The sequence below is a fragment of the Ruminococcus flavefaciens MA2007 genome, assembly GCF_000621845.1.
Lineage (GTDB): Bacteria > Bacillota > Clostridia > Oscillospirales > Ruminococcaceae > Ruminococcus > Ruminococcus flavefaciens_E.
This window is the reverse complement of sequence record NZ_JHXF01000007.1, coordinates 259682-284193: the sequence shown is the minus strand read 5'-3', so window position 1 is coordinate 284193 and position 24512 is coordinate 259682. Positions and strand designations below refer to the sequence as shown.

12 protein-coding genes are annotated in these 24512 nt (G+C 47.9%); 8 read left to right on the top strand and 4 right to left on the bottom strand.

The genetic code is table 11. The features are described from left to right. Window positions 1–380: 380 nt before the first annotated feature. Entirely contained in the window at window positions 381–890 is a 510-nt protein-coding gene (locus T497_RS0104320; RefSeq protein ID WP_028514554.1) for a GNAT family N-acetyltransferase, read from the bottom strand. Window positions 891–1133: 243 nt separating this feature from the next. Here T497_RS0104320 and T497_RS17365 point away from each other — a divergent pair, with 243 nt between their 5' ends. From T497_RS17365 to T497_RS0104290, 6 genes are read left to right on the top strand one after another with little or no spacing between them, the layout of a single operon-like run. After that, window positions 1134–2471: an FHA domain-containing protein gene (locus tag T497_RS17365; protein ID WP_051530522.1), complete on the top strand. Its 1338-nt coding sequence runs from the start codon at window positions 1134–1136 to the stop codon at window positions 2469–2471. A gap of 12 nt (window positions 2472–2483) precedes the next feature. Next, window positions 2484–3263, top strand: coding sequence for a PP2C family protein-serine/threonine phosphatase (locus tag T497_RS0104310; RefSeq protein WP_028514553.1), 780 nt, complete (start codon window positions 2484–2486; stop codon window positions 3261–3263). A gap of 16 nt (window positions 3264–3279) precedes the next feature. Then, window positions 3280–4983 (top strand): serine/threonine-protein kinase, encoded by a 1704-nt coding sequence (locus T497_RS0104305; protein ID WP_028514552.1) that lies wholly within the window; start codon window positions 3280–3282, stop codon window positions 4981–4983. A 15-nt stretch (window positions 4984–4998) separates the two neighbouring features. After that, on the top strand, window positions 4999–5394 hold the full coding sequence (locus T497_RS0104300; protein WP_028514551.1) for a hypothetical protein: 396 nt from the start codon (window positions 4999–5001) through the stop codon (window positions 5392–5394). Beyond that, window positions 5391–6347 carry a hypothetical protein gene (locus T497_RS0104295; RefSeq protein ID WP_028514550.1) on the top strand — a complete coding sequence of 319 codons (957 nt, stop codon included), beginning with the start codon at window positions 5391–5393 and terminating at the stop codon, window positions 6345–6347. Before T497_RS0104300 ends, T497_RS0104295 begins: the two co-directional genes overlap by 4 nt. Beyond that, complete coding sequence (locus T497_RS0104290) at window positions 6340–11892, top strand: Ig-like domain-containing protein (protein ID WP_028514549.1); 5553 nt, start codon at window positions 6340–6342, stop codon at window positions 11890–11892. The genes T497_RS0104295 and T497_RS0104290 overlap by 8 nt, the downstream gene beginning before the upstream one ends. Window positions 11893–11984: 92 nt before the next feature. Here T497_RS0104290 and T497_RS17360 read toward each other — a convergent pair whose 3' ends face one another. The 3 genes from T497_RS17360 to T497_RS0104270 form a co-directional block, all read right to left on the bottom strand. Next, complete coding sequence (locus T497_RS17360) at window positions 11985–14594, bottom strand: bifunctional diguanylate cyclase/phosphodiesterase (protein WP_051530521.1); 2610 nt, start codon at window positions 14592–14594, stop codon at window positions 11985–11987. Window positions 14595–14785: 191 nt separating this feature from the next. Further along, on the bottom strand, window positions 14786–17341 hold the full coding sequence (locus tag T497_RS17355; RefSeq protein ID WP_080693290.1) for an alpha/beta hydrolase-fold protein: 2556 nt from the start codon (window positions 17339–17341) through the stop codon (window positions 14786–14788). A gap of 178 nt (window positions 17342–17519) precedes the next feature. After that, window positions 17520–18617 (bottom strand): metallophosphoesterase, encoded by a 1098-nt coding sequence (locus T497_RS0104270; protein WP_028514547.1) that lies wholly within the window; start codon window positions 18615–18617, stop codon window positions 17520–17522. A gap of 178 nt (window positions 18618–18795) precedes the next feature. Between T497_RS0104270 and T497_RS15795 the strand changes: the two genes are divergently transcribed. Together T497_RS15795 and T497_RS17350 are read left to right on the top strand one after the other, a co-directional pair. Next, a complete protein-coding gene (locus tag T497_RS15795; RefSeq protein ID WP_051530519.1) occupies window positions 18796–21882 on the top strand; it encodes a glycoside hydrolase family 9 protein in 3087 nt (1028 codons plus the stop codon). Between the two features lie 329 nt (window positions 21883–22211). Continuing rightward, window positions 22212–24464 (top strand): carbohydrate binding domain-containing protein, encoded by a 2253-nt coding sequence (locus tag T497_RS17350; protein WP_028514546.1) that lies wholly within the window; start codon window positions 22212–22214, stop codon window positions 24462–24464. The last annotated feature ends 48 nt before the right edge of the window (window positions 24465–24512 follow it).

Genomic DNA, 24512 nt, shown 5'->3' with positions numbered 1-24512 from the left:
AATATAACGCAAAAAAGGCGAACCTTAACCATGATACTCATATAGAAGTTTTATAATTATTATTGAGAGAACCCCTTTTGAAAAAGGGGCTTCTCTCAAACTCTCTCCCTAAAACTTTAGTTTTGTTTTTTCACAGATAGGGCGCACCTGCATTTTTGCAGGTCTTTTTTTATTTAAGAAGCGCCCTATCTGCGAAAAAACCAGATAAAAGTCTTTGGAAAGGGGTATGGGGGAGAACCTTTCCTCAGAAAGGTTTCCCCCATAATTAACTGTAAGCTTCTATATAAGTGTTGCGGTTAAGGTTCGCCTTTAATTATGCATTGAAACGGGCGGATAATATCCGTCCATACGATATTAGTTCTAAAACTTAATGGCAAGGCTTATGATATCTCCTTGCGGAATCGCACAAAATAGGAATCTTCGTCCTCATGGTGGATATAGCAGCCGTTTTTCAGCATAGCTCTCAGTGAAGCAGGATTTGTGCGCTGAACGCGGAGATATACCTCCTCCTCGGGAACTGTATCGCAGGCTTTCTCAAGGAGCATTGCAAGTCCCTGCGTACCATAGCCCTTTCCGCGGTATTCGGGAGCAATATAATAGCCGATATGTCCTGCGCCGTTCACAAGTGACTCGCAGAGATGCTGTCGGAGCTGCAATTCGCCGATTATCTTGTCATCGTCCCACAGAAAGTATGTAGTCGCAGGCACATAGCCCTCAGGCAGGCGCTCGCCGACTGAATTTGCTATGATGATATCAAGGGCGTCGTCGAAGTCCTCGCGGCTGATACCGTGGTATTCGTTTATGAAGCCGTTTTCGTCCTCGGGTATGTCACGGACGAAGAGATATTCCTTTTCGATGTCGTCTGTATTGGCAGGTTTCAGGTAAAGCATAGGCTGCTCCTTTCGGGTTATTTTTTTACATTATATACCATTAACTTGCCGAAAACAAGGTGAAGCTCCTCTTTTATGTGAATATTGTGTAAAATGCAACATATATTTTGTATGGCCGGGCAAAAAAATATTCAAATTATTGACAAATCTTGCATAAGATGATATAATTAGCTTATATGCAGCGTATAGCTGCGCGTTCTGTTTTGACGGAATGTATATGGTGATTTTTTTAGAGGTGAGGATATGGCAAGTGTTTCAATCAAGGTGGTTTATCAGAACGAGACCTTTATGCAGGCAGGGATCAAAAAGAAGGTGCAGATCAGTGAGGACCAGCTCAAATTCATCAACAGGAACAGGAATAAGGGCTTCCTTAATGTGAACTGGGAAAAGACCGGCTCCAAGAATCTTCTGAAGTATAAGGTGAGCAATATGACTGCGCTGTCTGAGTACGTCAAGCAGAACCTTACTCAGGAGAAGTATTTCGAGCTGATACGCCAGATACAGAGATTAATGGAATTTGCCAGCGAAAACAATCTTGATTACGATCATCTTGTGCTGACAGATCCCAAGCACGTATATTACGATGTGGAAAAGAAAAAGATAGGCGTGGCATTTCTGCCCGTTCTCAGCAGGGACTACAAGTGCGCCAACGTGGTGAAGTTCCTTGCAAAGCTCCATAAATACGCGAATATCACAGTTACAGATCAGGGCGTCATGCAGAAGTACGTTTTCTTCCTCAATGACTACCTCAAGACCAAAAAGAGCAGCGTTCTTACACATAATCATCTGTACAATCTGCTCCATGAGGTCCTTGAAGTCTCCCTTGGCACACCCTCACAGATAGCTGCCGAGGAGGGAGCAAAGACTCCTGCCGACAGCAGCAAGACTGCGGCTGTAGGTGCTGACGCAGACCATACCATAGTTGTAAGCGGCGGCAAGAAAGCGGAGTGCCCTGCTTACCTTAAAGACGAGAACAACAGGGAATTTGCCATAAACCATTTCCCTTTCACTATAGGCAGAAAAGCCGACAACGACCTTGCCCTCACAGACAAGGGCACGGTTTCAAAGCTCCACGCGGTGATAACCTTTGAAAACGGCAGCTTCTACATCGAGGATAAGGAATCCTCAAACGGAACCTTCCTCAACAATTTTGCCGAGAACAGTCAGCGCGTCATCAAGGAGAAGCTCAACAGCGGCGATGTTATCTATATCTACAACATTCCGTATGTGTTTACTGTAAATTCAGCCGATAACGCTACTGTTGTCGTAGGTGACAATGCAAACCGCAAGAAGTTCGAAAGCAAGAACAACAAGTCCAAGAATATAGCATATCTTGTAAATTCCTCCAGCAACGAAAAGGTGCCCATATTCGTTTATCCCTTTACCTGCTCGGAGATCTCGGGCATCGTTATCGGACGCGAGAACAGCCGAGACAGACACAGCATCTATATCGAGAATATCTCGTGCAGCTCACTTTCCGTTGAGGGCAGCGATATCGCCGAGGGCAGCAGAGAGAGCATCTTCTCGGGCTGTAATTTCCTGTATCACGGCATACCATTTACATTCTTTGAAGAAAATTAACGGTGAGTTTTTATGAAATACGTTTTTTCCTACGTTACTACCGAGGGTGCGGTAAGAAAGATAAATCAGGACTCTCTGTTTATCGTTACCGCAAAATACAAGGAAGATGAGATATTCTTCGGAGCTGTATGCGACGGAGTAGGCGGACTCTCGGGCGGTGAAAAAGCCAGCGGCTACGTATGCAAGCGCATAAACCAGTGGTTTACCGAGGACTTTTCGGAGCTCATGAGCAGCGGCGCTTCCATACTGAAGATACGCAAGTCACTTGACGACCGTCTCCACCAGCTCAGCGACAATATCAACGCCTATGCGGAGAAGAAAAACTCGGATATGGCTACTACCTTTACCTCGCTGCTTGTGATACCTCAGATGAGACATATCCTCATCGCTCATGTGGGAGACTCACGTCTGTACAGGATAGACGACGAGGAGATAAAGCTCATGACCTCTGACCATTCAATAGTTGCACAGGAGGTCAGAAACGGCATAATCACCGAGGAAATGGCTGAGAACGATCCCAGACAGAACCAGCTCACTAACTGTATCGGAGCAGGTCTTGAAGATACCTCATACGACTACAGCATTGCGGATATAAGCGAGGGCAGCTGCTATATGCTGTGCTCCGACGGCTTCCGCAAGAAGCTCTCTGCCGACGAGATACAGGAGTACCTCTCGCCCTCAAACAACAAGGACGAGAAGAAGATAACCTATAATCTGGAATGTCTCAAAAATAAGGTCATGAAGCGCGGAGAAAAGGACAATATAACTGCCCTTATGGTCAAGCTCTGCTGAAAGCGAGGAGATAGGTTTGCTTAACGAAGGCTTTGTGCTTGAAAACAGGTACAAGATCGTTAATATTGCAGGAAAAGGCGGTACCTCCGTGGTTTACCGTGCACTTGACCTCAAAGCCAATAACGCCCAGCGAGCTGTGAAGGAGGTCAAGAAGACCAACGGCACAGACGCATACAATGCAAGGCAGGAGTCGCTGCTTATCAAGGAATTCTGCGAAAAGGACGTGAAGAATTCCTATTTCCCCAATATTATCGAGATAATCGACAATAAGCCCGACGCCCTCTATATCGTTCAGGACTATATAGACGGCGTCTCTATGGAAAAGCTTCTCGCTTACTATCCGTTCAGGCACAATATGGTGCTGAAATACGCAAAGGATATCTGTTCTGTAATATCCTTTATCCATAAGTGCGGACTGATACACAGCGATATGAAGCCAGATAATATAATGGTCGTAAGGACTGAGGAGGACCTCGAGAACTCCAAGCGTCCCGACAAATTCGGCAAGCTGAAATTTATCGACTTCGGCTCTGTTATCGAGAGGCGAGAGGGTACATTTGCCTATACCCCTGCATATGCCGCTCCCGAGCAGTTCCGCAAGGAGGAGCTTGACGAAAAGACGGATATCTTCAACATCGGCGCTACCATGTATCACATGATAACAGGCAAAAAGCCCATGAACGTTTCCGTAAAGGGCAAGCTTGTAAGCTCTGCGGAGCGATTCGTGTTCGACAAGGGCACCAATGCGGGACTTGTGAGGATAATCCGCAAATGCGTACAGGACGACAAGAACAAGCGCTATCGCTCCTGCGACGAGCTCTATGCAGACCTCGACAGGGCGGAGAACCATACATACATCAGAGTTACGGCGATACTTGCAGGACTTGCCGCTCTTTCACTGGGCATATCCCTCTTTGCAGGGGTAATGGCTCACAAAAAGGACAGCGAGGACTTCAATACCCTCCTTGAGATAGCCGAAAGCTCCAACGAATACGAGGAGAGAGCGGCGGCTTTCGAGGACGTTATCCACGCCGACGGCTCATATGCGGACGCCTACCTTGAGCTTATCGAGCTCTACAAGAGCGACCAGGTGTTCAAGGCTGACGAGGTGGAGCAGATACGCAGGCTCATAAACGAGAACGTAAATGTGCTGCAAAAGGCTCCCGATTATGAGAACGTCGCCTTTGAGCTGGGAATACTCTACTGGTATTACTACTTCTACGGCAGCAACGAAGAGGAGCTTATGAACCAGAATACGGGAACAGCAGGCAAGATAGCTGCCGTTAAGTGGTTCAAGGAGGCTCAGACGGAGAACTTCAAGGATAAATATCCCAAGAAGTACCAGATAGCCCGTGTTTACTGCGCTATCGGTGATTTCTACTCACAGAGCCGCAAAAAGGAGAACGAGCTTCTCGGAAATGATATTTCCGCAGACCTGTGGAGCAGCATGAACGAGCTCAGTGAGCTTGTGGAGACGGAAAACGCAGATTCGGACATAATCGTATTAGAGACCTACAAGACTCTTGTAAATCTCGAATACACCAATATAAACGAATTCTACAAGGCAGGCGTCAGCTATGCCGAGCAGAAGAAATTCATCGAGAATATCAGGGAAAAGACCGAGAAGCTCAATCCTCAGAGCGGTACTGCCGCAGAAGCAAGGGATTATATCCTCGGCTCATATGATATGATAATACAGAGCATAGAGGGCTCTGAGTAAGGAAGAGGGTGCGGAATGGATTCATATGACTGGCAGATAATATCCCGTATATTCCTTGGGATAAGTATAGTTCTCTTTATCTCCGCACTTATCCTGACTATCAGGTACAGAGTCATATCTAATATGATATCTGATATCAAGGTGAGAAAGATGTCGCCCGAGCCATTCAGGGCGCCTTCTTCAATAAATCTCAGCCTGAGAAGCACCGATTCGGAGCTGTCCGCTCCGCCCGAAAGCGACGAGGACGGTCCGTGGACAGTGGTGGTTGCTCCAAAGCAGGAGGAGGAAGATATGGACGGCACTGTGGTAGTGGGCAATAATAACAGCTCGGAGAGCGATTTTATCATTACAAGCAATATCGTAGTAATAAATGCAGATGTAGATGCAATAGACAACGGGAGAAAGAAATGAGAAAAAGCGTCGTTTTCGGCGGTATAGCCGCTGCACTTGCTTTTGCTCCTGCGGGAGCTGTCTATGGGGCGGGGGACTATGAAGCACCGTCGGGAATAGAACTTTCCATAGGCGATACAGTGATAGACAGGACTGACCTTACAGGCGGAAAGCTTGTGGAGGTGCCTGTCAATATCGGCAATAACAGCGGATTTGTAGGCGTGAAAATGCTCATACAGCTTGACGGCAGGCTCAGCTTTGCCGATGACTATGAGCTGGGCACAAGAGCCGAGGAGATGGCAGGAGTGCATATTTCCGAGCAGAGGGATATGGAGAACACCAGAAAGGTGAACTTCGTAACCAAGACAAAGTCACGCTTTACAGGCGACGGCGAGATAGGCTATGTGAGAGTAATGCTCCCAGAGGATACTCCCGTGGGAAGATATGATATAAATATCTATCCCTATACCGACGAGCCGATGATACTGACGTACAATAATTTTGACGCATATTTCGGAGCTGAATGCTTCTCTCAGCTGAGAGGCGGCACTATTACCGTAAAGGACGGCGATACGGTGCCGCAGCAGGAGCAGGCTCCGCCTCGTCACGATGATGACGGGGAAAGAAATGCGCCGATTCAGGAGGAGGGCTCCTCCGATGAAAACGACAGCAATAATGAAACGCATACAACAACTTCAGTGACCACAGCAACAACTGTCACCACAACGAAAACAACAGCGAAAACAACGGTCACTTCAACAACGGCTTCTAAAGTTACCGCAAAGGAGAGCTCTGCGGTGACTGCTTCAAAAGAGACCACTGCTGTTTCGGCTGTGACCACTGAGCCGACAGCTGAGGCAGATACATCAAAACCAAAAAAGAATCTTCTGCTGATCCCTGTTATCGCCGCAGCAGTCATCGCACTTGGGACAGCCTGTTTTATAGTCAGAAAAGGAGGTAGGTCAAATGAATAACGGAAGATTTGATCTTAAAAGAAAGCTTGCTTTTGTGGCGGCACTTGCTTTTGCTGCAAATTCAGCAGGCAGTTTGTCTGCGGCAGGCGCTGAAGCAGCCCTGACTGCGGCAGGCAGCGAGCCTGCCACTGTAGGCGTACCGGGCGATGCAGCTCCGCCTCATAACGGCGATGATGAATTTGAGAACGTAACATACAATATTGTTATAAACGGCATAGCCCTTGAAGACGATATGTTCAAACAGCTCCTCAGGCAGGTATTCGGCACAGAGGGCTCAGCTCACAGCTATAATGCGGAATCCGGTACGGGAAGCGTCACTATCGGCGGATATCACTCTATAAACAAAAGCGATATAGTCATTTCAGACGATACCAAGCTCGTGATCGACTCGGATACTGACGATACCTTTGTTTTCAATACCTATTTCAAGGTATATGGCTATTTCAGCGATGACAAGATAACCATGACAGGCAGAGACGGAGATACCCATTATCAGCTTAATGACGGCTATTGCAGGAGCGGAACAGTCCTTGAGATAGCTCCTACCGAGTATTATATACTGGGTTCGGGAGCGCAGGCTATAGACATTGCTGCCGAGGCTCCTATCAATATCAGGAGAGATAATTACTACAACGACGGCTATGAGCTTATCATTGACGAGACTCATTATACCGTATCGCCTAAGACATTTTCTCTCGATATTGACAGGAACGTCTTTGATGTTCAGTTCGACGGACATACAACAGAACTCAGCAAGTTCAGGTGGAAGGATATCAACAGGATAGCTGTCTCATGCCCTAAAAAGCAGGCACTCTTTGTGAACTGTGAATACGGCGGAGAGTTCATAGAGCTTTTTGACGAGTGGTTCAACTGCTCCACGCTGACGCTCAATGACAAGTTCAGATACAAGCATGACTGCGAAATATCCATACAGGGCGTTGACAGGACTGTTTCTGCTATGGCGGTATTCGGCGAGGGAGATGACAGGTATTTCAAGAAATACGAGATACCCGTTGTCGGAAAAGAGGACAGCAATGATTATGAGCTGAAAATACCATATCTTGCAGGCGACGGCTACTGCCTCAGCAGCTATACCTACGGAGGCAGCGACGAAAAGCCACTCACAGGCGTTTATGACGACCTGACAAAGGATATCAGAGAAAAGTCGCTGGGCTACAAGTTCGACTGCGGCGAGATACAGCTTGTCTACAGAAAGCTTGCAGACAGCGAGAATATGTATATTTTCCAGCCCGAGGCAGACCTCTTCGAGAGAAATGACAGGTGCTATACTATTAGCTCAATGGACGCTCTGGTAAAGCTTATGGACTTTACCTCGCTGTTTGACGGAAGCACGGTTCTTTACGACGTATACAACAAGAGCACAAATACCGTTGAGCACAAGAAGTTCGTTATCGGCGGCTCGTCAAGAGAGTTTTCAGAGAACCTTGCAGACAGCTCTAAGTCTGCTCTGTATATCGTAAAAAATATCATCAGTCAGACAGGCGACGACGTTTTAAGAGACGGTCTGGGCGGAGTTATCTGCTTCTACAGTGACAAAACTGCTCCCAAGGTGGAATTTACACGGGGAGAGAACTCTGACAACTGGGTAGGCAGGGACGGTATGTCCTTTGCCATGAAGATAACCGATAATGAAAAATGCCCTGTTGGGGAAAAGGAAGATCTTACCTTTGAAGAGGGCGAGATATCGGATATCTATAAGAATTATATAAACAAGGAGACTAAGGACTGCGGCGATATAAGCTCAGTTGTAGTGGGAGACTACAGATTCGACAGACCGGCAGACGGCTGGGGCGATACAGCCAAGATAAAGGGCTATGTGGAAACTCCCGACATGAGAGAGAAGTATAACGCGGCTGTGTCTGTGCTCTCAAAGATAAGGCTTGCGGATATCAACAGCAGATACAGCGAACAGCTCAACTGCGACGGCTATTACAGGGAGCTTCTCAGGGAGCATTCCGCTTCTCTTATGGACGATATCAATGAATATTACAATGCCGAGATAACCGTTGAGGAGGCAAAGGAGGAGCCTGACAGCAGCAGGATAGACGAGCTGAAAAGGCTGCGTGACAAGTACGCAGGAGTTGTGTCTGCATATAAGGCGGCTCAGGAAACTCCCGTAAGGACTTCAAAATGCGTCCCTGTGCTCACCTACGACAAGGATACCAAGGAATTTGCTGTTTCCGTAAAGGCTGAGGCTGCTCATGCAAACGAGATGATAGACGAGCGGCTCAGGGTATTCGCTCTTGACGACAGCAATAATTCAAGCTATGACAGCTCCGAAAGAAAGCACGTGAGAGTGAAGATAGACGGCGCTCCGCCTGCTGTTTCTGATAACAAGATAACTATCACAGGCGACGAGGTCATAACCGACGAGGATGGCAAAGAGGCGCACGTTCTCAAGGCAGGCAGCACTATCAGCGCTGTTCTCAGCGATGAGCAGTCATCTGTGGACGGCTCGGGAATCAGCGATGTAAAGATTTACTTCGGGGACGAGACTTCCTCGGAGAAGAAGATGACCTTCCGCGACGGAAAATATATCTTCGATATCGTTGAGGACGCCATTAAACAGGTAAATATCAAGACCTGTATCACTATCTATGCCATAGACAGCGTTGGCAATCCCGTTACCATAAAGAGCACTGACAGCAAGTACGGCGGCTTCAATATCATAATCGACGATACTGCGCCTGAATGCTCGGTGAAGAACGCTTCGGACAGTGAAAAGAGCTATGTTTCCGAGGGAAAGGAATGGTACAAGGCTTATTCCGATGTTAAGATAGCTGTTTCTGCCGAGGATCCCAATTCGGGCATCGGCTCGGGAATAAAGGAGCTGAAGCTCAGGATAAACGGTCATGACAGAACTGTCAGGGCTGACTTGCAGAGCGGCATAGACCGCGGAGCTCTCAGCAGCGGCAAGTATGTTATCGCGCTGGAGGCTGTTGAGGATTCGGACAGATTCAGGGCAAAGCTTGTCAGCACTGCCGATGGTTCTGTTGCAGCCGACTTTGGTGAATTCAGCAGAGATGACGGCTCCGTAAAGGTAGAGCTCAGCGTTAAGGATTTCGCAGGAAATGAAAGCTCAAGGAGCGAAGCAGAGGTCTGGGTTGACCTTGCTGTTCCAAGCATAAATGACGTCATCGCAGACGGTGTTCCGCTCAGGCGTGACCAGCGCTACGGCTATGTTTATTTCGCAAGGGAGCAGGCTGTTGTCCGCGTTTCAGTAAATGGAAACGGTCCAAGCGCAGGTATAGACAGTATCAAGGCTGTTCTGGTGAACAGCGACGGTACGCCAAGTGCTGTAGTACCCGAGGTCCGCACAACAGACGATCCGCGTCAGTGGGAGGTCGTTGTTCCGCAGATGTTCAGGGGCTATATGAGACTGAGCGCTGTAAGCCGAATGGGCAGAGAATCGGAGATGTTCGAGACTGCTCTGTTCATGGTGGAAAAGGACGATGACCACAGAGCAAATTCAAATATCACACTTGATCTCCCGCCGACAAGCTTCAAGGACGTAAACGGCGTACCGCTGTATGCTGACGATATCGACGCCGATATCCGAGTCAAGGAGAATTTCTCGGGTATCGCAGATATACGCATATCCGCGTCGGGAGCTGAGGAGAGAAGCCTTTCCGTAAACGACAGGGGAGAGATATCCGAAAACGGTATCGAAAGCTGGAGCGCTGATGAAACCAGCAGAGACATGAATACCGTCAGGGAGATATCCGCAAAGGTCAAGCTTACAGGCAACTCCAATAACAACAGCGTATATGCTGTATTTGATGACAGAGCAGGAAATCCGAGCGAGGATAAGGCGGTCAGCAGGAGCTACAGCATAGACAAGACCGATCCTGTTATGAATGTGGTCTTTACAGACGCAAACGGCTCAGCTGACAATGAGTTCAAGCAGATATACAAGAACACAAGAAAAGCTGTCATAACCATAAACGAGAGAAACTTCGACAAGTCGCTCCCTGATATCAGAGTAAACAACAGCAGAAGAGAGCTCGAATGGAGACTGATAAACGGTACGGCAGGCACTGACAGCGCTACATATCAGGCGGAGATAGCCTTTGATAACGACGGCACCTACAGACTTACCGCCGATTTCAAGGATATGTGCGGCAGAGCGGCTAAGTCCTATGATTCGGGCGAATTCGTCATCGACAGGACTGCTCCTGCTATGAATATAGGCTTTGATAAGAAGATAGCCAACGAGCACTTCTACAACGAGCCTACTACGGCTACATTCAGGATTTCAGACCAGAATTTCGAGCCGTCGAGAGTTGTGATGACGGGTACCTACAACAACAGCGCCGAGGAATTCCCGAAGGCGTCGGAATGGGTTAAGTCAGGAAACGATTACGTTTCTACCGTCAAGTTTGAAAAGGACGGCGAGTACACCGTTAATATCACAGGCAAGGACAAGGCTGGAAATACTCTCGAGGCTTATAATGCCAAGTTCTGTATCGACAGTCAGTCGCCTAAGATTTCTGTCAGCGACGTAAACACGGCTAACAACAAAAAGGAGATAAGACCGCATATCCAGTTCAAGGACGTGAACCTTGACAAGGACAGCATCAAGATAAAGCTTGAGGGTGCTAACAGAGGAAGCTCTCTGGATTTTGAGGGAGAGCTCCGCGAAAGTGCCGACGGCTATGAGTATGTATTCAATAATATCCCCGATAAGGCGGACTTTGACGATATCTACACCATTAAGGCAAGCGCTAAGGACAGCGCTTCAAATAAGGTGGAGAAGGACTTCCGCTTCTCGGTAAACAGATACGGCTCAACATTCATGCTGGACGAGGGTACCGGAAGCATAGTCGGAAAGTATATCTCCAAGGCTCAGGATATCGTTATTTCCGAGGTCAACGCCAATAAGCACTCCGAGCCCTACAGCGTATACATTACCAAGGATTCGGAAATGGCTGTACTTAAAGACAATGTCGACTACAAGGTGGAGTACACAGGCGGCGACGATGAGTGGTCTGAGTACAAGTACATAATCTACGCCAAGAACTTTGAGGACGACGGAAGATACACCGTTTCCATACACTCCGTTGACGAGGCGGGAAATATCAACGTCAGCACCTCGGAAAAGAAGAATTCTTACCTTGAATTCTGCGTGGATACCACACAGCCGCTGTGCATACCGCTGAATCTCTCGGCAAACAGCGCATACAAGGGCGAAAGACTTGAGGCAAAGATGTCCGTATCGGACAACATCATGCTCAAGGGTGCAAAGGTATTCGTTGACGATAAGGAGATAAGGTCGAGATATATCGACGACGAGTATCTTGAATTTACCGTCCGCAATGCTAAGCACGCTCAGAATGTAAGGGTAGTTCTCACCGATATGGCAGGCAACGAGATAGAATATTCCTACAAGAATATCCTTGTTACCACAAACGCAATGCGAATCCTTGCTCATAAGACATGGTTCAAGTTCCTTTGCGGAGGCATCGTGCTCCTTGGCGGTGCAGCTGCTTTCTTCATCAGAAAACGCAAGAACAGACTTCTGTAATTACAAACGCCGCAGGATTACCCCTGCGGCGTTTTATAATTTAGAACTAAGAATGCAGGGGCGCACACTGTGCGCCCCTGCATGATGATGAACTATGCGTCAAATTTGCTTATGAAATCTTCGATCGGGATAGGCTTGGAATAATAATATCCCTGTAAGCAGTCTACCTCGTAATTGAGAAGTATATCTCTCATTGCTGCGGTCTCTATTCCCTCTACGCAGACGTTTGTGCTGTAGCTGCGCATCATATTGGCGACAGCTCCCACAAGCTGGCGATCCTGAGGATTTTCCTCTATCTTCATGACAAGACTGCGGTCTATCTTGATAACGTCAAATGGAAGGCTCTTTACTATGCCGATAGACGAGAAGCCCGTTCCGAAGTCGTCAAGAGCTATCTTTATGCCCCGTCCGCGTAGATTTACTACGATGTTTTTCAGCAGATCCATGTCAAGGAGTCTGCACCGTTCGGTTATCTCAAGGCAGAGAGCCTCGGGGGGATAATCCGTCTCGGCAAGAGTTGCAAGCACCATATCCACGAAATTCGGCTTTTCAAGCTGATTGTAGGACAGGTTTACGTTTATTATGAAGTCGGGGAATTTCTCCCTCAGCTTCTTTGCGCCGATGAGAGCAGTTCTGAGTATCCACTGTCCAAGCTCAAAGAAGATAGGATCCTTTTCAAGTACGGGTATGAAGCTGTCAGGCGGGACCATTCCGTATTCCTCGTTTTTCCACCTGAGAAGGGCTTCGGCGCCTATGACCTTTTCGGTGAGGGCGTCAACTACAGGCTGATACAGAAGGAAGAAGCCCTGAAAATCCTGCATTATTGATGAGCGGATAACGTGGAGCACTTCTGTGCGGTGCTTTTTGTCCTTGTTTATGCTGTTGCCAAATTCTACAATGTCGCCCTGTCGGCGGAGCTTTGACTCGCCGTAGGCATAATTCAGGCAGGCATATACGGTCTGGGGATCAATATTGAAGTTATCCACACTGAGAAGTCCTGCGCTGGTGTCAAGGATTATCAGTTCGTTGTCGATGAAAAATTCGTTGCGGAAATAATGACGCATTGTGGAGTATTTCGACTTTATATTTTCAACGGTGTGATCCGAGTTCGGTATTATTACTGCGAATTTTGTGCCGTCAAGGCGGTATACTGTGCCGTAGGTGCCTACGTTCTCATAGAGATATCTGCCGTATTTCTGCAATACAAGGTTGCCGAAATGATAGCCGTATACGTCGTTTATCTCTGAGAATTTTGCAAGACCAACCATTACTACCTTGAAGGGCTCGTTTTTCAGTATCTTTGCTTCGATATCCTCAAAGAAGCCGTACTGGTTCTGGAGTCCTGTAAGGGTGTCGATATGTCCCTGTATGCTGTGGTTGCGGATCGTTCCGCAGAAGTACTCGGGTATTCCCTTAGGACTGTACATGACCGTTCCGCGGCAGGTGCATACATCGTATTCGCCGTTTATCTTGCGGGCTCTGTACTGCATATCGTGGGAATTTGTTTTGCCCGAAAAGATAGCCTCGATACCCTCGCGGTATATCTCGGCGTCATCGGGGTGGATATGGCTGTCCCATATCTTTGCCGCATTGACCATGTATTCGCTTGGCAGACCAAAGAGGTCAACTGCCTTCTTTGACCAGCGTGAATAATCATAGCGCATATCACACAGATATACATAGGTTCCCTCGGCAAATATGGAAAAGGCATTGAACAGTCTGTCCAGCTTTTCCTTGCGGTCAAGGGGAATAGATATGTCACCGTTAATGTATTCGATTGAAGACTTGCCTGCTTCACCGCTCTTTATTGCTTTTTTGTCCTTGTACATCAGATTCTCGGCACGTTCAAAAACAGATGTGAAGCTATTGTCCTCATCGCTGTTGAAAACCGCCATGCCTGCTGCGAGAACAGGACCGTCCTTGCATTTGATATTGTCAACCACCTGCTCATGCAGATCCTCAAAGAGGGCGTTTCTGTTCTCGTAGTCTATTCCTCTGAGTAAAACAGCGAATTTGTCGCCATCGATCCTGAAAACAGGGCTGTGGGTGAAGATATTGCAGATGAGCTTGCAGGAGGCGATGATATGACCGTCGCCTGCCGCAGACGAAAAGCTCTCGTTAAGCTGTGTTATGCCGCCGACGTCGCAGATTATAAGGGCAAAGGGAAGATACACAAGACCGTTGTTGATATTTTCCTGTATTGCTTTTACGAGCTCGTCAAAGGCAGTTTTGTTCTTGATGCCTGTGAGCTCGTCGCGCCTTGTTACCTCGTTGGCAAGGCTGAGAACGTTTGTAAGGGCGTTCTCGCGGCGTATCTCCTCAACGGTATCCTCCACGCCAACTATGAGGTGCAGTCTGTCCCTTGCCCATGATACGGTAGCACGGGCAAAGCGCGGTTCGCCGTCAATCATAAGGGTATAATCAAAGGTGTAGAGCTTTTTTATCTCAAGGGCTGAAATAATGCTTTCCTTTTTCAGCTTGAATTTTACTCTTTCAAGGTCTTTGGGAGCGATTATCTTTTCGGCGTTTTTCTGAGCGTCGCTGAAGAAGTTCTTTCCGTCCTCTTTTACGTGATCGTCGCCGTATATCTTGGCGCTGGTGAAACGGGTGTAATTGCCGTTCTCAGCGTTGATATAGTAGATGATATCGTAGCTTCGTGCCAGACTTTCGGCTATGTTGTCAAAGATTCCCTGTTTATTCATTATACATATCCCCCCTTTGGGTATGAATAGTAAGATTAACTATATTTATTATAACATTATTACTCTATTTTGTCAATGAATTATATATTAAATGTGCATTTTGACGAACAAAAAATCGCGTTCCGCAAGAAACGGAACGCGATCTCTGCCGACGGACTTGCCGCCGACGATCATAAAGGGGAACGAAGAGTTCACTCAGTTGCCTGGAATATGCCTCTTACGAAGCTGTAGAGGTGAGAGTGGATAGAGTCGTCACCGTGGTGACCGCCCTGAACTACGTGCCATACGTGAGGTACGTTGTTCTTGTTGAAGTTGTTGTGGTAGCCCTCGGGAGTGTTGAGTCCTACAACGTCGTCCTGAGTACCGCCTGTTATCATTACGAGGTAAGGTGTCTCGCTTGCATTGTTCCACTTCCATGAGCCTGAAGCGCCCGGTGCAGGGCAGATAGCGCCTACATAGCCGAACTTGCTGCCGTACTTCATGCCTATCTGGAGAGACTCGCGTCCGCCCATTGAGAAGCCTGTTACGGCTGTGTTCTCTCTGCCTGTTGCAACGCTGTACTTGCTCTCGATATGCGGCATGAGGCTGTCAACGATATCGTCAACGAAGTTGTCGTAGCCCTCGTTTGAGCCCTGATCTGCAAAGCCTGTAGCGTCGTTCATGGTAGCGCTGGTGAATACGAATGGAACAACTACTATCATGTCCTTGGCTGCGCCCTCGGCTATAGCATTGCCGATTATCTGCTGTGTGTACATCTGACCGTTGCCCTGTGTTATCATACGGTTCTCGTTCTCGAAGAAGCCGTGGAGCAGGTAGAGTACAGGGTACTTCTTGCTTGAGTCATAGTTTGCGGGGAGCAGGATATTGTACGGCTTGTTCTTGTTAGCCTTTTTGGAGAAGTAGGTCTCCTTCTTGATAGTACCGTACTGAACGCCCTGCTTCTTCTGATGTGAGTCGTTTGGCTCGTTGTTTACAAGTGCATTCTGAACTATCTTTGTGAGCTCCTCCATTGTGTACTTCTGCTGACCTGTGGGGGCAGAAGACTTTGTTGTGGTAGTTGCGATAGTAGTAGGATTAGAGCGTGTTGTGGTTGTCTGATTGGTCAGATTAGTCGGATTGGTTGAAGCTGTTCCGCCGTCAGTTGCCTGGAATACGCCTCTTACGAAGCTGTAGAGGTGAGAGTGGATAGAGTCGTCGCCGTGGTGACCGCCCTGAACTACGTGCCATACGTGAGGTACGCTGTTTTTGTTGAAGTTATTGTGGTATCCCTCGGGAGTGTTGAGTCCTACGACGTCGTCCTGAGTACCGCCTGTTATCATAAGGAGATATGGCTGCTCGTCAGGATTGCTCCACTTGAATGCGCCAGAACCGCCGGGTGCAGGGCAGATAGCGCCTACATAGCCGAACTTGTCGCCGTGCTTCATGCCTATCATGAGGGATTCCATACCGCCCATTGAGAAGCCTGTTACGGCTGTGTTCTCTCTGCCTGTTGCAACGCTGTACTTCTCCTCAATATGAGGCATGAGGCTGTCAACGATATCGTCAACGAAGTTGTTGTAGCCCTCTACTGAGCCTGCGTCGCCGAAGCCTGTAGCGTCTCTCATAGTTGCGCTGGTGAAGATGAACGGGCATACAACTATCATGTCCTTTGCTGCGCCCTCTGCGATAGCGTTGCCCACTATCTGACGGGTGTACATTGTGCCGTTGCCCTTGGTTATCATACGGTCCTCGTTCTCGAAGAAGCCGTGGAGAACGTAGAGGACCGGATATTTCTTGCTTTCGTCATAGTCGGCAGGAAGCAGGATATTGTATGGCTTCTGCTTGTTTGCCTTCTTGGAGAAGTAGTTCTCCTTCTTGATAGTACCGTACTTGACGCCCTGCTTCTCCTGATGTGAGCTGCTGGGCTCGGTGTTTACAAGCTCGTTCTGTATCTTTTCGGTGAGCTCCTCGCAGGTGTACTTCTGCTGTCCTGGAACTACCACAGGCTCCTCAACAGGGAATTCGCTTATCTTGCCTGAAACGAACTTCATGATGAGTACGGCGTCTGCCAATTCATAAACTCCGTTGCTGTCGGCGTCGGCAGCCTTGAGAGCTTTTTTATCGGTGATTCCGTTGATAAGTCCCTTACGTGCAAGGATAATATCAAAGGAGTCGATGCGTCCGTCATAGTTGATGTCGCCCTTGTTCATTTTTACGGGAGCAGAGGGCTCGTCAAATGTGGTGCCGCTGGGAGCTGCTGCTACTTCGTCAACGTAGAAGCTGCACTTGCTATCCTCGGTCTCGATATACAGCTGCATATCTGAGGCACCTGAGGGAATTGTGAAGCTGCTTGCTTCAAGGTGTGCCCATTCGCCTTTTTTTGCGGTGACCTGGGCTATTTTCGGATAGCTTGTGGTTCCCCCGTCGTTGCACTGTAATGTCAGGTAGAATGTCACTGAGTCCTCGGCTTCGGTCATGACATATGCGCTGAATGCGTAGTCCTGACCAGCCTTGAAGTCCGAGCCGAGAGCCACTGTTGCGCCGTTCCATGAACTCTCGCGTCCGCTGGTGAAGAGAGAGTATTCACCTGAGCGTGAGGTGCCTGAAACGGTCTTTACAGAAGCGGAGCCTCTGCCGCTCCATTTTTCGGTGCCTTCTTCAAAGGTACTGTGGAGCAGGTAGTCGGATTCTGCGGCTGAGAGGGGCAGGGCGCTCGCAGATGAAAGGGCAAGCATGGCTGCCATTAGGGTGGGTATGGATTTTTTCATTTACATTCCTCCTTGTAAATATATCTTTATGTATAATTTGTACCATATTTTACAGCACTTGTCAACTCAAATCTTGCGGAGTTGACTAATTATGAACTGAAAATTAATTTTGCGGTTCTTATAATATCCACCAAAGGTGTAAAAAAAGACCTTTTGTTTGCACAAAAGGTCATAAAAATTATTGGATATCTATTATTACGTACTCGGATTTAGTACCCGTTTTGAAGAGTATCTCCCAGTCGGAGATGCCTGAGGTCACAATAAAATCTGTGTTTTTTCTCCTTTCGTGACCATATGTTGCGTCGTTGATGCTGAACCACTCGCCCACGTAGGTGACAGGGAAGAGCTGGCCGCCGTGGGTATGCCCCGAGACTACAAGGTCGGCATTCGCCGCCGCTTCGTTATCGTAATCGTTGGGCTGGTGGTCGAGGACTATGGTGTAGTTTTCAGCAGGGACGTCCTTCATGAGGTCGGATATCTCGGCGCGTTCCTTTTCGCCGCTGTCACGCCTGCCGATTATGGTGATATTGTCTGCGGAGAATACGGAATCCTCAAGGACGCGGACGCCGCTTTTTTCAAGCTCTGCGGCAAGGTCTTCCGCTGAGAAGCCGCGGTGCTCGCTGCCATAGTAGCTCTTGTCGTGGTTGCCGTAGCAGTAAAATGCGCCATAGTTAAGCTTCAGCCCGCTGAGAGCCTTGCAGGCTGTTATCATATCCTCGCGCTTGGTGCTGTCGTCTACGAAGTCTCCTGCGATGAGGAGCATATCGGGCTTCTGCTCCATTATGCGGTCAAGCTGCTTGGCGAAGCCCTCGCCGTCAAAGGTGGTGCCGAGATGTGAGTCCGCAATAAGAGCTATGCGCATAGGGGAGATATTCTTATCAGTGGAAATGGTGTAATCGGTCTGCCAGATGTGAAAACAGAGATAATAGCCGACTCCCAGATATACCGCCGAGGTGACCAGCGCCAGCCAGCCTGCCCAGTTGCAGGTGAAGTCCTTTTTGCGGACTGCTCTGATGATGCGGAAAATGAGCCCGTATATCAGGAAGAACATGAGAGTGCTCAGCAGTATGATTATGGCGTTGGTGACCGAGGTAAGGAACACCAGTGCCGCGAATACTATTGCTATGATGCCGAAGGAGATGAGTCCTTTCAGCCATTTCCTGTCACCTGAAAGCTTTTTTATCAAGCCGAACCGTCCCACTGCAACTGTCAGATATACCGTTCCTGCCGCAAAAGCCGCAAGAACTGCCGCTAATATTATCAGCCACATCGTCATATAGTTCCCTCCTGAATGAGTGTTATTTTTATTATACTTTATCGCAGCTTTTATGTCAATTGTCAGGCTGTGAACATTATGTGGATTTTTTTGTGGATTCACGCTAAAAAACTTGACTGTTTTGAGATAATAATGTATAATAATGGTACAATGCATTAAGATAAAGGGAGGGTTTCAAATGCATAAAAAATCAAACAGAATAATGGCTGGGATCATGGCTATGGCAATGGTCACTACAGCAAACGCAGCAGTTCCTACAGCAAGTGCGGAGAAGATGACCGTTCAGGTCCTCGGCGAGAGCACCTTTGATGAAAAGGCTATGCCGTGGCAGATCGTAGAGAATTCTCCTGCAAAACAGGAATTCAGCCTTGAGGACGGAGCGTTCAATATCAAGATACTTGTGCCTGAGGGCGGTGAACACGAAAAATGGGATCTGCAGTTAAGACACAAAAATCTCAACTTCAGAAAAGGTCATGAGTACAAGGTTAGCTTTAAGGTAAAATCCAATAGAGCAAATATGGAATTGTGCTCATATATCGGCAATATTTCAGGTATACAGGAGTATTTCGAGCTTGACGGCCGTTCCTGGGATAGCGACGAAAAACCCGGAATGCACATGGGCCCGGATATGGACGGTAATTGGCCTTTATCGCCTTTAAAGCTGACTACCGAGTGGCAGGAGATAGAGGGCATATTCAAGCCTACTCAGGACCTTGAGGCTTGTCAGTGGACGTTCCAGTATGCAAAGGGTACTAAGTATCAGGGCAATGCTCGTGAGGGTGACGAGATATGGTTCGACGATATTTCCATAGAGTGCCTTACCTGCGAGGAAGAAGGAGAAAATGAATGCGGCTGGAGGGGATACAATGATTTCGGTATCGTAACTCCTAAGAGCGACGTGCGTCTCAATCAGATGGGATATTATCCCAATGCCGTTAAAAAGGCTACCTATGTTACCACAAAGGATAAAGAAGCCATGGAATTCAATGTGGTGGACAAGGACGGAAAGGCTGTATATACAGGAAAGAGCGTACCTGTAGGCTATGACAAGGATGCAGGGGAATACTGCCATATCGTTGATTTCACCTCGGTGAAGACTCCGGGTACATATACCATTGTCATGGACGACGAGAAGAATGTTTCACGGGACAATTTAACGGGAGATATCTGCAAGAAATATATCAGCCATGAGTTTAAGATAGGCGATGATGTATACGACGGAGTTCTCGGCAATGCGATGAACTATTTCTATCAGAACCGCTCGGGCTCTGCTGTCGAGGAGAAGTACATAACCTCGGGAGACAAAAAGGCGCTTGCCCACGAGGACGTAAACAAGCAGGATATTGCTTATGTTCAGCAGTATTGGTGGAAAAAATGGAGACTCTCTTCAGAAGCAAAGAATGATGTAGAGCTTGATGTTTCGGGCGGCTGGTATCAAGCTGATGACTATGTCAAGAGCGTTCAGTACGGCGGCGGTGCTTTATGGCTGCTCCAGAATATGTACGAAATGTCCAAGGCAAGCGGCACCGACAGCAAATGGGCTGACGGCAAGACCATGACCATTCCGGACAGCTACAAGGTGTCGGGCGGAAAGGACATAAGCTGCAAGGATTCTCCTGATATCCTTGATGAGGCAAGATATGAGCTGGAATTCATGTTCAGAATGATAGTTGATCCCGAAAAGGATCCTATCTGGGGCGAAAAGGCTGCTGATCTTGTTTATGACAGCGTTGTTTACAGCTCTCAGCTGCCGACTCCGTATGTTCCTATGGATTATATCGGCATTTCAGATTATAGAAGTCCGTCGCGTGTTGTCAATCCGCCGTCATATGCGGCAACTCTTAATATGATAGCCTGCGCGGCACAGGCTTCACGTCTGTGGAAGGGCATTGACGATGATTTCTCCAAGGAGTGCCTCGACCATGCAAAGAAGTCATGGGAAGCTGTTATGAAGCACGATGAAGATATTGTTGCCAATGTTGATCCAAATACCACAAATCCTTTCTGTGCTCCTATTGGTGTTCTGTATTATGATAATTTTGATATCACCGATGACGCTTACTGGGCAGCCTGCGAGCTATATGCAACTACAGGCGATAAGGTCTATTACGACTATATCAGGAACTGCAAAAACTACGTCCTGTCACGAGATGGTGAAAAGGAACGCGGAGAGAACCTTGCATTCCAAGTTCCGTTCTATGCTCAATCATACGATGTCGATGAACTGATGACTTCTTTTGACAGCTTCAACAAAACAAGCTGCGGTTCGCTGTCACTTTATCTCAGCGATAAGACTCCTAAGGACGACAAGGAGATAATAAAGAAGAATCTGTTGGCTGCTGCGGATAAATATATAGAAGTTGAAAACGATCTCACAGTGGACAAAAATGCAATGGGCATTCCTTATAAAAAAGTCGGCTTTTATCGTATGTATGGCAGTAACTGGCCGTCTGACTATGGCTACGATTACGGCTCCAACAGCAGAGTTACCAATAACGCGGTAATAATGTCTTATGCCTACGACGCAACAGGGGACGGCAAATACCTCAACGGCGCTATGCAGGCTATGGACTATATCTTCGGAAGAAACGGTCTGGGCTTCTCATATGTTACGGGCTGCGGTTCGTATCATGTAAACGCACCGACCAGTGAATACTGGATATACGATGTGGACAGGCGCTTCCCGAAGGCTCCCGACGGAGTTATGGTAGGCGGTCCATGCTCACCGTTGTATGATAATTATGTGCGCATGACGGGACTCAAGCCGTATGAGGATCCAAGTCAGAAGTGCTATGCAGATGCTGTTGAGGCGTGGTCTGTAAATTCTTCGTCACCTGACTGGCAGGCTGCTCTTGCATGGAATATGTCTTTCCTTGAAGATAAAGGCGCAAAAGCTCCCGAAGTGAATACAAATACTACGACTGCTACAACAACTGTAACGACAACTACTACGACTGCCACGACTTCCGGCGTTTCTTCAACAACGACTCTTACTAAATCTATTTTATCAGAGCCGCCTGAGTACGGTGACGCAAACTGCGACGGCAAGGTGGACATGGGCGATGTAGTTCTCATTATGCAGGCTCTGGCAAATCCCGATAAGTACGGAGTGGGCGGAACTGACAAGAACGCTTTCAGAGTACAGGGCTGGAGCAATGCGGATGTTTACGACAAGGGTTCGGGCGTTACGACTAACGACGCACTTGCTATACAGGAGTTCCTGCTCGGCAAGGTAAAAGAGCTGCCTGTTGCAGCAGCAAAATGAATTTTTTGATAAAAAGTCGCACAAGGGGAGACCCCTCTGGCGGATTCGCAGGTTACTAAATATGAGCCGTAAGTTTACGGCTCGGTAGCCCACTTTTTCCGTTAAGGGGAGCAGCCTAATGTGCGGCTTTTTATTTTTGTGAATAATATACGATCATGCAAAATATATAACATATTTACGTTTAATGTAAATGAAACATCATTATTTTGTCCACCTTTGCAATGTATTTTGAGTTTACAAATAATAAAATTAATGATAAAATATACAATGTATAAAACTGTTATACGTGAATGACTGTAAAAAATATTTTCTTACAGGGGGTTATTAAAATGAATATCACTCGTAAATTCAAGACTGCTGTTTCAGCAGTTATGGCAGGAGCAATGCTGATAAGCACTGCTTCAACATTACCGACTTCTGCACCTATGGTAGCTGACGCTGCCAGCGCGTGCAACATCAACACAAACAAGGAATACCAGACTATCCGCGGCTTCGGCGGCATGAACCACCCTGAGTGGCAGAGCTACAACGCTCAGAACGGAGCTCCCGGAGACATGACAGCCGCACAGGTGCAGACGGCATTCGGAAACGGCGATAACGAGCTTGGTCTGACAATCCTGCGTATCTTCGTAAGCGATGACAAGAACGCATGGAAGAACGCTATCCCGACAGCTCAGAGAGCTCAGAAGCTTGGTGCAACCGTATTCGCAACACCGTGGAATCCGCCTGCATCAATGAGACAGAATGGCTCGGGCGGTCCTTCAGGCGGTCAGTACGTTCTGAAAAACGGCGCTGAGGGTCAGTACGCTCAGCACCTCAACGACTTCATCAAGTACTGTAACAGCCAGGGCGTTCAGCTCAACTCCATATCAGTACAGAATGAGCCTGACTGGTCAGGCGAGTGGACAGCATGGACACCAGACCGTGCGGCAAACTTCATTGCTAACTACGGCAAGTCCGTTACAGCAGGCACAACCACAAAGCTGATGTCGCCTGAGAGCTTCAGCTATAACAAGAGCTTCTACAACGCTATCCTGAACAACTCAAAGGCTATGGCAAACTGCGATATGTTCGGTACACACTTCTACGGAACACAGCGCAGCGCTATGGACTTCCCGGCACTGGAACAGTGCGGCAAGGAAATCTGGATGACAGAGGTTTACGTTCCGAACAGCGATAACAACTCCGCAGACAGATGGCCAGAGGGCGTAAAGGTCGCTGAAAATATCCACAATGCTCTCGTTGTGGGTAACATGAACGCCTATGTTTGGTGGTATATCCGCCGTCAGTACAGTCCGATGTGGGACACTGGTAAGATTTCCAAGAGAGGCTATGCTATGGCTCAGTTCTCAAAGTGGGTACGCCCAGGAGATGTTCGTATCGACGCTACAGAGCAGCCTGATTCAAATATCCTCGTTTCTGCATACAAGCACAGCGACACACAGGCAACAGTAGTTGCTATCAATAAGGGCAGCAATGCTCCTGTACAGCAGTTCAACTTCAGTGGAAGAACTATTACAGACGTAACACGTTACAGAACATCTGCAAACGAGAACATTACAAAGACTTCAAGCCCTGATTTCAGCGGCTCATCATTCAGCGCTCAGCTTCCTGCTAACAGCGTTTCCACATTCGTTGTAAGCCTCGTAAGCGACGGCAAGGGCTTCCAGGGCGGCGGAGATCCTACTCCTCCGGAGCCTATCGAGCCTGATTCAAACGGTTACTACTACCACGATACATTTGAAGATGACAACGGCAACTGGGAGAGCCGCGGCGGAGCTTCTGTAAACACTGGCGGCACTGCTTACAAGGGCAGCAAGGCTCTCACAGTTTCAGACAGAAGCAGCGCATGGCATGGAGCTGCTAAGACTCTCGACTCCCTGACATTCAAGGCTGGACAGGAGTACAGCTTCAGTGCTGTTGCCAAGGGCTCAGGAAACATGATGCTCTCGCTGGAATACAAGGATTCTACGGGCACAACAGCTTATGCACATATTGCAGACGGAGTTTCCAACGGCGAATATGTTCAGCTCGCTAACACAAATTACAAGCTCCCAGAGGGCTCGGGTTATATCCTCTATGTTGAAACAGAAGAGGGCACAAGCGATTTCAGCATCGACGAAGTTGTCGTTGCTAAGGCTGGTGTAAAGGTTGACGGTCCTGTGGTTACTACTACAACGACTACAACAACAACAACCACAACTACTACTACGACGACAACGACTACTACAACTACAACTACAACCTCCACAACAACAACTGCTGAGCTGACTACGACTTCGACAACTACATCGACTACAACAACTACCAAGCCTGTTACTCAAACTACAACGGCAGACCCTTCCATGAAGCTTGCAGGCGACGCTAACTGCGATAATGCAGTAGATATGTCCGATGTTGTACTTATCATGCAGTCTCTTGCTAACCCCAACAAGTTCGCTATCGGCGGTTCTGACAAGAACGCTCTTACAGCTCAGGGAAATGCAAATGCAGATGTTGATACAAGCGTCAAGGGACTTACCACAAATGACGCATTGAAGATCCAGCAGTTCCTCTTAGGACTTATCCAGTCATTGAGTTAAGTTGAATTTATGAGATAACACAGCAGCCGCCCCTATGGGCGGCTGTTT